The sequence below is a fragment of the Pseudomonadota bacterium genome (assembly GCA_030860485.1).
Lineage (GTDB): Bacteria > Pseudomonadota > Gammaproteobacteria > JACCXJ01 > JACCXJ01 > JACCXJ01.
In genome coordinates this window covers 1-9757 of record JALZID010000079.1, presented here as the reverse complement: position 1 = coordinate 9757, position 9757 = coordinate 1, and the positions used below count along the sequence as shown (strand labels likewise).

The 9757-nt window shown below is 64.3% G+C and carries 7 protein-coding genes and 2 pseudogenes; 4 read left to right on the top strand and 5 right to left on the bottom strand.

The annotated features are described in order from the left end of the window. Positions 1–389: 389 nt before the first annotated feature. A complete protein-coding gene (locus tag M3461_04680) occupies positions 390–1418 on the bottom strand; it encodes an IS110 family transposase (protein MDQ3773698.1) in 1029 nt (342 codons plus the stop codon). Between the two features lie 175 nt (positions 1419–1593). After that, positions 1594–4197 (bottom strand): ATP-dependent chaperone ClpB, encoded by a 2604-nt coding sequence (gene clpB / locus M3461_04675; GenBank protein ID MDQ3773697.1) that lies wholly within the window; start codon positions 4195–4197, stop codon positions 1594–1596. A 307-nt stretch (positions 4198–4504) separates the two neighbouring features. Between clpB and M3461_04670 the strand changes: the two genes are divergently transcribed. The 3 genes and pseudogenes from M3461_04670 (at position 4505) to M3461_04660 (ending at position 7646) form a co-directional block, all read left to right on the top strand. Then, positions 4505–6250 (top strand): glycosyltransferase, encoded by a 1746-nt coding sequence (locus tag M3461_04670; GenBank protein MDQ3773696.1) that lies wholly within the window; start codon positions 4505–4507, stop codon positions 6248–6250. Between the two features lie 87 nt (positions 6251–6337). Next, on the top strand, positions 6338–7288 hold the full coding sequence (locus tag M3461_04665; GenBank protein ID MDQ3773695.1) for a glycosyltransferase family 2 protein: 951 nt from the start codon (positions 6338–6340) through the stop codon (positions 7286–7288). Positions 7289–7493: 205 nt separating this feature from the next. Continuing rightward, a pseudogene (locus M3461_04660) lies at positions 7494–7646 on the top strand (recombinase family protein). 710 nt (positions 7647–8356) lie between these two features. Here M3461_04660 and M3461_04655 read toward each other — a convergent pair. Beyond that, positions 8357–8545 carry a hypothetical protein gene (locus tag M3461_04655; protein ID MDQ3773694.1) on the bottom strand — a complete coding sequence of 63 codons (189 nt, stop codon included), beginning with the start codon at positions 8543–8545 and terminating at the stop codon, positions 8357–8359. On the opposite strand from M3461_04655, the pseudogene M3461_04650 reads away from it, so the two are divergent. Continuing rightward, a pseudogene (locus M3461_04650) lies at positions 8453–8977 on the top strand (hypothetical protein). The gene M3461_04655 and the pseudogene M3461_04650 overlap by 93 nt on opposite strands. Positions 8978–9054: 77 nt before the next feature. Here M3461_04650 and M3461_04645 read toward each other — a convergent pair. After that, entirely contained in the window at positions 9055–9360 is a 306-nt protein-coding gene (locus tag M3461_04645; protein MDQ3773693.1) for a hypothetical protein, read from the bottom strand. A 43-nt stretch (positions 9361–9403) separates the two neighbouring features. Beyond that, on the bottom strand, positions 9404–9757 hold a 354-nt coding region (locus M3461_04640), incomplete at its 5' end, for a calcium-binding protein (protein ID MDQ3773692.1).

Below are 9757 nucleotides of genomic sequence, written 5' to 3'. Positions count from 1 at the left end.
CCATATATCCGGCCTGTTGGTGAGGCCTTGGTCGCCTCTGGCCCTGATGGATTTCCGCGTGTCTTCATCTCAATCACCCTACCGGCCTCGAAGGCCCCTGGGGGTAACGGATTTCTGAAAACACCGGTCCGACCGGTTTGCCATCGCGATGAAATGCTCCGCAACTGGGTGGAGAGTGACTCTCGAATACGCTCGGCGCGTCGTGTACTAGTCCTCTGTCATCTTGAACCCGCATCGATAGACCTCGGCTGTCCATCGTCATCCCGGCCAGGGAACGGCCGGGATCCACTGCCAGGGACGGTAGCCCTGCCGGTGCTTGGGCGTACCGTCCTGGTGTGGGATCACGAGGGCTCGGGAGGACATACGCTACGGATCGCATCTTGACGGGCTCAGGCGTTGGCGCACACGGGCGCCCGGTAGTCCTCCCCCCGCCTCAAGAGCGCCCAGATCACCCGAGCATTCTTGTTGGCGAGCGCCACGGCGGCAATGTTGGCGTTGCGCCGCTGGACCAACGCGTTGATCCAGCGGCTCGGGGCGTCATGCTTCTTGGTGGCGGCTCGCACCACCGCCCGTGCCCCATGGATGAGCAGGGTGCGCAGATAGGTGTCGCCGCGCTTGCTGATGCCCATAAGCTTCGGCTTCCCGCCGCTCGATTGCTGCCCGGGCACCAGACCGAGCCACGCCGAGACCTGCCGCCCCGTCTCGAAGGCCTGACCATCGCCGAGCGAGGCGGCCATCGCCGTCGCCGTGATCGGCCCCACTCCCGGCACCTGGCCGATCCTGCGGCACACCGCGCTCTTCTGGTTCAGCGTCTTGAGCTTGTCCCCGTACGCCGCGACTTGCCGGTCGAGCGCCAAGATCCGCCCGTGCAGATCGGCGAACAACGCCCGCACCAAGTCACTCAAGTCGTTCTCGGCGTCCTCCAAGATCTCCGGCAAGCGCTTGCGCAGCTGGGCCAAGCCCTTGCCGATGACGATCCCGTACTCGCCCAACAAGCCGCGCAGCCGATTGGCCTGGGCGGTCCGCTCCTTCACCAACCCACTGCGTACCCGGTGCAGGGCCAGGACATCTTGCTGCTCGGCAGTCTTCACCGGCACGAAGCGCATGTTGGGACGCCCGACGGCTTCGCAGATCGCCTCCGCGTCGTTGGCGTCGTTCTTGTTCCCCTTCACATAGGGCTTGACGAACTGCGGGCTGATGAGCTTGACTTCATGCCCCTGCTTCCCGAGCTCCCGTGCCCAATAATGCGCCCCGGCGCAGGCCTCCATCCCGATGAGGCTAGGCGTCCGGTTGGCGAAAAACTCCAACACCTGCCGTCGCTTGAGCACCTTGCGCAGCACCACGTTACCCTTTGCATCCACCCCGTGGACCTGAAAGACGTTCTTTGCAATGTCCAACCCGATTGTCGTACTGTACATACCGGACTCCTCCTCTTCGTTGAAGTGGTCGTTTCATCTTCCACTCTGGCACATCACGATGCCGTTAGGGAGGGGAGGAGTCCATACCATTACCCTAACCCCCCCGCTCCGCAGGGGAGGGGACCGGACCGCCACCCCGCTGCGATCGCGATCCGCTCGGCCTGGTCGAGGGCGGCTATCCCGTTGACGCCGCCCTCGGACCCGCTTCCCGCTCGAAGACCAGGCGGCCGTCGCGCACCTCGACCCGGACCGTGTCGCCCGGCCCGAAGCGGCCCGCCAGTAGCTCGCGGGCGAGCGGTGTCTCGACCTGGGTCTGGATCGCGCGCTTCAAGGGACGGGCGCTATACACCGGGTCGAATCCGGCCTCACCGAGTGTCGCGAGCGCGGCCGGTGTCATCACCAACTCGATGTCCTGCGCGCGCAGGCGGGCGGCGAGGTGCCGCACCTGGATCTCGGCGATGGCCTGGATCTGATCCCTTTGCAGCGAGTGGAAGACCACCACCTCATCGATGCGGTTCACGAACTCCGGCCGGAAGAACTGAGCGACGCTGTCCATCACGGCGGTGCGCATGGCCTCGTAGTTCTCTTCGCCGGCCATCTCCTGGATGAACTGCGAGCCGAGGTTCGAGGTCATGACCACGACGGTATTCCGAAAATCCACCGTGCGGCCGTGCCCGTCCGTGAGCCGGCCATCATCCAAGATCTGCAATAACACGTTGAAGACCTCGGGGTGAGCCTTCTCGACCTCGTCGAGGAGCAGGACCGAGTACGGCTTGCGGCGCACCGCCTCGGTCAGGTACCCGCCCTCCTCGTAGCCCACATACCCCGGAGGCGCCCCGATGAGGCGCGCCACCGTGTGCCTCTCCATGTACTCGGACATGTCGATCCGGACCATGGCCTCCTCGGTGTCGAACAGGAACTCCGCGAGCGCCTTGCAGAGCTCGGTCTTGCCGACCCCGGTCGGGCCCAGAAACAGGAACGAGCCGTAGGGGCGGTTCGGATCGGAGATCCCGGCGCGGGCGCGGCGGATGGCGTCGGCCACCGCCTTGAGCGCCTGGTCCTGGCCGACCACGCGCCGGTGCAGGGCCTCCTCCATCCGCAGGAGCTTGTCACGCTCGCCCTCGAGCATCTTCGAGACCGGGATACCGGTCCATTTCGAGACCACCTCGGCGATCTCTTCCTCGGTGACCTTGTTCCTCAGGAGCCTCATCCCCTTCAGGTCGATCTGGGAGGCCTTTTCCAGCTCTTTCGTCAGCTCCGGGATGCGCCCATATTGCAGCTCGGACATGCGCGCCAGATCGCCCGCGCGCCGGGCGTGGTCGAGCTCGAGCCGGGCCGCTTCCAAACGTTCGGTGATGGTGTGCGCCCCGTGCACCGCCGCCTTCTCGGCCTTCCAGATCTCCTCCAGATCCGCGAATTCGCGCCCGAGTCGCGCGATCTCTCCTTCCAGATCATGGAGCCGTTTCTTCGAGGCGTCGTCGGTCTCTTTGGCCAGGGCCTCGCGCTCGATCTTGAGCTGGATGAGGCGCCGTTCGAGGCGGTCCAGCTCTTCCGGTTTCGAGTGGATCTCGATGCTGATGCGGCTCGCGGCCTCGTCCACGAGGTCGATGGCCTTGTCCGGCAGTTGTCGGTCGGTGATGTAGCGGTGCGACAGCGTGGCCGCGGCGACGATCGCGGGATCGGTGATCTGCACGCCGTGGTGCACCTCGTAGCGCTCTTTCAGCCCGCGCAGGATGGCGATGGTGTCCGCGACGTTTGGCTCATCGACCAGGATCTTCTGAAAACGCCGCTCGAGCGCCGCGTCTTTTTCGACGTATTTACGATATTCGTCGAGCGTCGTCGCGCCCACGCAGTGCAGCTCGCCACGGGCCAGCGCCGGCTTCAGCATATTGCCGGCATCCATCGCGCCCTCGGCCTTGCCCGCACCGACCATGGTATGCAGCTCATCGATGAAGAGGATGATCCGGCCCTCTTGCTTGGCCAGATCGTTCAAGACCGCCTTGAGCCGCTCCTCGAATTCGCCACGGAACTTGGCGCCGGCGATGACCGCCCCCAGGTCCAGGGCGAGCAGCCGTCTGTCCTTCAGGCTCTCCGGGACCTCGCCGTTCACGATGCGGAGCGCAAGCCCCTCGACGATGGCGGTCTTACCGACGCCGGGCTCGCCGATCAAGACCGGGTTGTTCTTGGTGCGGCGCTGCAGGACCTGGATGGTGCGGCGGATCTCGTCGTCGCGCCCGATGACGGGATCGAGCTTGCCCTCGCGGGCCCTTGCCGTGAGATCGATTGTATATTTCTCGAGCGCCTGGCGGCTCTCCTCCGCGTTCGGGTCATCGACGGTCTGCCCGCCGCGAACGGTGTCGATGGCATGGGCGATGCGCTTCTTGTCGGCACCCGACTGGCGCAGGATCTCGCCCAGTTGCCCGCGGTCTTCACTCGCGGCGAGGAGGAAAACCTCGCTCGCGATGAACTGATCCTGGCGTTCCTGGGCGTATTTGTCGCAAAGGTTTAGGAGCTTTTCGAGGTCGCGCGAGAGGTGCACCTCGCCACCCGTCCCTTCGACCCGCGGCAGGCGACCCAACGCCCCGAACACCCGCGAGCGCAATCCCTTGACGTCGACCCCGGCCGCGCCGAGCAGGTGGCGCGCCGTGCCGCCCTGCTGATCCAGGAGCGCCGCCATGACGTGCAACGGCTCGATGAACTGGTGATCGCGCCCGACGGCGAGACTCTGCGCGTCGGCGAGCGCGTTCTGGAACTTGGCAGTGAGTTTGTCGAGCCTCATGTCGTCTGCTCCGCGATGTCGAAATACCGGAAGGTAGCATGCGGGCGGGACGCCGCGATTCAAGGCCCGGAGCGGTCGTCGGCCGACGCCGGCGCCGCGATGCATCGGTGGCGCCATGGCGCGGGTGGAAAGCACCCCCGTGTCCGTCCGTATCACCCGCAACGCCTCGCGCGCCTCGAGGCCCAGTATAGACTGATGACCGACCGTTGCAGAGTGGCAGTACAGTTCCTATCCTTGAGCGGCACGCCTCGGCGTTCGTGACGGGGCGGCCATACCGGCGATGCAGAGGCGCGCGCGGAGTGAATCAATGAGGATTGCGGTTTTCGGTACCGATGCCGCACATGGCGGGGCATCGAGGGCGATGCGGCGTCTGATCGCCGGCCTGTCGCGGCGCGGTCATGCGGTGGACCTGGTCTGCTTGCAGCCCGATCCGGGCATGGCCGGCTGTGTGGCCGTCCGACGCCGGGTGAAGTCCGATCCGGAAAATGCGATGGACGACACCGCCCTGCGATTATTCAACGAACGCTATGTCCGCGAGCGGCGGACCGCCGTCTCCAATACCCTATTCGCGCCGCAGTTGGTCGGATACGCGCTGGCCGATTCAGGCCTGCTCGAAGCTTACGACGCCTTCAACATCCATTGGGTGTCGCACTTCCTTTCGATTCATGGCATCGCCCAGATCGCTGCTCTGGGCAAACCGGTGGTTTTGACGCTTCACGACATGAATTTTTTCACGGGCGGTTGTCACTACTCCGCCGGTTGCAGAGGATATGCGGCCGATTGCCACGACTGCCCTCAACTCCGCGATAACTCCCTCGACTTGCCCGCGGCCGTGCTGCGCTGGAAGCGCCGGCTGTTCGCCCAGCCGAACGTGACGGCAGTGGCGCCGACACGATGGCTCGGCGGTTGCGCGGCAGAGAGCGGCGTGTTCCGGGAAGGCGGGGTGACGGTGATCCCCAACTCCATCGAGACCGATGTCTTCGTGCCGGGCGTCAAAGACGCCGCCAAGGCCGCGATCGGGCTCGATCCCGGGGTCAAGACGCTATTGTTCGGCGCCTATAACAACGACGAGCATCGCAAGGGATTCGACCACTTGGCCGAGGTGCTGCGGCACATGCGCGCCGACGCCCGCATCGAGGCCCTCAGGGGCTCGGGGGGTATCCGGGTGCTGGCGTTCGGACGGTCGACGCCGGATCTGGCCGCGGCCGATTATCCGATCCACGAGCTCGGCCTGATCGACGACGATACACGGCTCGCTACCGCCTACTGTGCCGCCGATGTCTTCGTCCTGCCATCGCGCGAGGACAACCAGCCAAATGTGATGCTGGAGGCCATGGCCTGCGGCACGCCGCCGGTCGCCTTCGGCGTGGGCGGCATTCCCGACACCATCACCGACGGGGTGAACGGTCGGATGATCCAGGGCTTCGAGACCGTGGCCATGGCCGGGGCCGTGACGGAATTGCTGTTCGATTCGGGGCGGGTAGCGGCGATGGCTCGGGCGGCCCGCGAGACCATCGAAGAAGGTTACCCGCTCGACCTTCAGGCCGCCCGCTACGGGGCGTTGCTGCAGGCCATGGACGCCAAAACGGCTGCGGCCACCGAGAGGGTGCGCCGGGGTGTAGCGGGCGGCGCTGCGTCCCATGGACGGGACGGGTCGCGTTTCGTCGAGGCGCCTTTGTCGGTCCCGGTCGATCTGAAGACCGGCGTGTACGGGTTTGCACTGAACCAGCAGGGCAAACTCGATACCGCCGAGGCCGAGCTGCGACGCCTCGAACGCGAGCAGGAGGCGTTGTCGGCCAGGCTCGACGCGATACTGGTCGGGCTGACCCGTTCCACCTCTTGGAAGGCTACGCGAGCGCTGCGGGGCCGGCGCGAACGCGCTACGCCGGGGTCCCGGCCCGGCGCCGACAGCCCCGTGTCGGCTCGACAGAAGCTGGCAGAGGTCATGACTCTCCTACAATCGACCTCCTGGGAGATGATGGCACCGGTGCGGCTGCTTCATCGCGCCGCGGACCGACTGTGGCGGCGGCTCAGGCATGGCCGGGTGCCATGACCGCCTTTGACACACACCTTCGACTTTCTTATGCTTCAATCCCGATGAAAGCGAATACGTACAACGACGGCAGCGTTTCCGTTATTAATTCCGCTCTACAACCACGAGCGCTATGTAGGCCACGCGCTCGAAAGCGTCTTCGCCCAATCCGCGCAACCATTGGAGATAATCGTCGTTGACGACGGATCGTGCGACGGCTCCGTTGCCGTAGTGCGTGCCCTTGCGGCGGCCAGGCGCGAGATCGTGTTCTGGTCTCATCCCAACCAGGGCGCCCATTACACATTGAACGCCGCGATCCATAGGGCCAGGGGCGAGTTTGTCGCCATCCTGAACTCCGATGACGCCTACCATCCGGAACGTCTCGCCGATTGTCTTCAGGTTTTCAGAAACGACCCGGCTGTCGCTGTGGTGACCACGGCGCTTAATTTTGTGGATGAAGAGGGCGATCCGATCCACAATCGGTGGCACGAACGGGGAAAGGCGTTCTACCAGGAGATCGGCGACCTGTCCCTGGCACTCGTGAACGGTAATTTTCTGATGACGACGTCGAACATTTGTGCGCGGCGATCCCTGTTCCACGAGATCGGTTGTTTCTCGGGACTGCGCTATGCCCACGATCTGGAGTTCTTCCTGCGCGTGCTGGCGCGGGGAAAGCACATTCATTTTATAGACAAGCCCCTCGTCGACTATAGGCGCCATGCATCCAATACCATTCGCGAGGACGTGCCGAAGGTCAGAGTGGAAACGGCCGGGGCCGTGGCGTATTTTATCTATGAATCCTGCCACAGGTGGCGGGGAGGGAACCGGGACTGGGGCTACCTGGGCCGTCTCACGGAGATCACGGACAGGCTGGGCCTGACGCCGCTGCTCGTGCCTTTCTTTGCATTTTTCCAAGGCCTGCCGCCCGGCGACGATGTATGGGGTGCTTTTGCACGGGACGAAGGATTCCGGGAGTCAATGGAGCGGGCAGCACAGCGGACACTAGCCTCGGCCGCGGGTCCCTCATCCCCCTCGACGCGATTGGCGGGTGTCGCCTGACAAGGTCATGTTGAGCGCAGTGGGTCTCAGCCGGCTTCGCGGTGCGGAGTGGTTGTTTCAGCGCTGAGTCGCGGGTTGGCGGGGGCGGCGCAGCGAGTACCACCCCGTGGTCCACCCGAGGCCCGCAAACCGGGCTTACAGTGCCTTAGCCGGCACTCTTCGGGTCGCTTACGGCTGTGCAACCTCACTATTCTGCCGGGTTGTCGAGCGCGAGATTGCCGGCGAGCGTATCCGCGACAAGATCGCAGCCTCCAAGCGTAAAGGAATGTGGATAGGGCGCGTGCCGCCCTTGGGTTACGACGTCGAGAACCGGCGGCCGGTGATCTACGAGGCCGAGGCCAAAACGGTGCGCCACATCCAGCAATACCTTTCTTGTCGACGAAAAAAGGGGCGTTTAGTTTCCTATACCCCGATCGCCGGCACGACGCTGCCATCGGGGGCGGCGTATTGCTCGCGGAGTTGAGAGTGTGTGAGCGCCACGTGCCTACCCGAGGTATCCCACGCGCCTGCCCCCGTGAAGTTTCGACCACCACCCGCCGCGTGTCATTGCCCCATCATTTCCATCAAAAGCGGCTCCATCGCCTCCGCCCAGATGGCATAGCCTTCGGGTATGAGGACAGCCGATTTTCGCCGATTCGTTGCGCTGCTGGTTTTACAAAACAAATAGTTACGAGGGCGACGTTGCGCCAAAGCCGGGAAACGGGGGCGAATCGGCTAAGTCGGGCTAGTGCCCGTCATTCCGAGGTACTCCGAGGGATCTCGGAGTAAACGCGTAAACTACGCCTAGATTCCTTGGGCCGCCCCGCTCCCCTCGGAATGACATTGCGGGTGGAAATGAAGGTCATCAAGTAGTCACCGGCCTACTACACAGATGCCCACGACTACCTGCAGAAGACCAAGGGGCTCGCCTACCAGAGCGCAGGGCGCGATTTCGAGGACGGCTTGGAGTGCCGGTGATCCCAGCGCCTGCCCCTGTGACGCGTGGCCGTGGCGCTGACCCTTCTTGTATGGGGCGGGGCAAGGTCCCGCGGCCGAGTCTCTATCCTGCGCCTCCCACCGCCATGCGCCTCAAGGCGTCAAAAGGCCCCGTCCGCCTGGCGTCTGGTCGCAGTCGAGCTCGCCGAAAAAGAGGCGTTCCGCTATCGGCTCCGCCGTGACAAGCCCGATAGACTCGTCGGCCGACAAGCTCGTCGGCGCGAGGGTCGTTACCTCCTCCGCACCAATCTCACGGAAACCGATCCCGCGAAGCTGTGGCACTTCTATTTGCAGCTCGTTGCGGTGGAAGAGGCCTTCAAAAACCTCAAGGGGGATCTGGCTATCCGTCCCGTTCCATCAACTCGATCGGCGCATCGAGGCACACATCTTCATCCTGTACCTCCCAAAAGCATTACATCCGTGTAATCCCGGTTCATCGCCTTCCTCGCTTATTGCTCGCACGTCACGCTGAATCGACGATTGCACCTCCTGGCGCCGGGATTGACCCCGCGCAGTGTGATCGAGAGGTTTGCCGCCGTGCAGATGCTCGATGTGTACATTCCGACCACCGACGGTCGGGAGCTCGTCCTCACCCGTTACACCCAGCCTGAGCCCGAGCTGACGCTGCTGTTGGACAAACTCGCGCTCGATCTGCCCGCCCAACCGCCGCCCAAGATCACGACCGCCGAGGTGACGTCAGCCACACCCGTGTAGTGCAGACCTACTGAGGCCCCAATGAGTGATATCAATCACTTAGGACCTCAGTAGTCCCCCGAATCTGTTAAGTCGGGCTAGCGGGCGGCACGAAACCCGGAGCTCTCGTTCACGAACGACGCGTTAGTGAACCCACTCACCGCGAAGACCCCGGCACTCGCGCCGCCGCCGAGGCCGGTGCCGGTGGTGCCGAAATCGCCGCCGCGGATAAGCGCGCCGGGACCCGCTGCGTTAGAGGCCCCGACCAGGCAGTTGAAATCACCCGTCCCGAACAAATCGGGGGCACAGGTTCCCATAGATTGCGGCCCCCAGTCGGCCACCCACTCGAAGACGTTCCCCACCAGGTCGACGTCCAGCGGATAGGGTTCCGGTGCCACCTTCACGCCCTCGGGCGCTCTTCCGACGCGCTTCGGGCGGATCTCGGGGTCAGGGCACGCGGGTCGTCCTTTCGCAGCGTCTGGCCTTATCGGTACCGCTTCCGCCGTCGCATCGATCGGAACCCGATTGCCCGTTCATCGCGTCGTTGCCGCTTTGCCCGAACAGGCGATCCCGGCCTGCTCCTCCCTGCAGGACATCGTTTCCCGCACCTCCGAACAGCTTGTCGTTACCGCGATTGCCGTACAGCTTATCGTGACCCGGACCACCGCAAATGACGTCGTCGCCGCTGAGCCCGAAGATCGTGTCGTTTCCGGCCATGCCATGGATGACATCATTGCCCGGGGTCCCGAAGATCGTGTTGCTGTTACTGTCCCCGACGATGGTCGCCGGTAGTCCGTTACA

Excerpts from the sequence above, each read along its gene's own strand:
- M3461_04680 (MDQ3773698.1), bottom strand. The coding sequence starts at position 1,418 with ATGTACAGTACGACAATCGGGTTGGACATTGCAAAGAACGTCTTTCAG.
- clpB (MDQ3773697.1), bottom strand. The coding sequence starts at position 4,197 with ATGAGGCTCGACAAACTCACTGCCAAGTTCCAGAACGCGCTCGCCGAC.
- M3461_04670 (MDQ3773696.1), top strand. The coding sequence starts at position 4,505 with ATGAGGATTGCGGTTTTCGGTACCGATGCCGCACATGGCGGGGCATCG.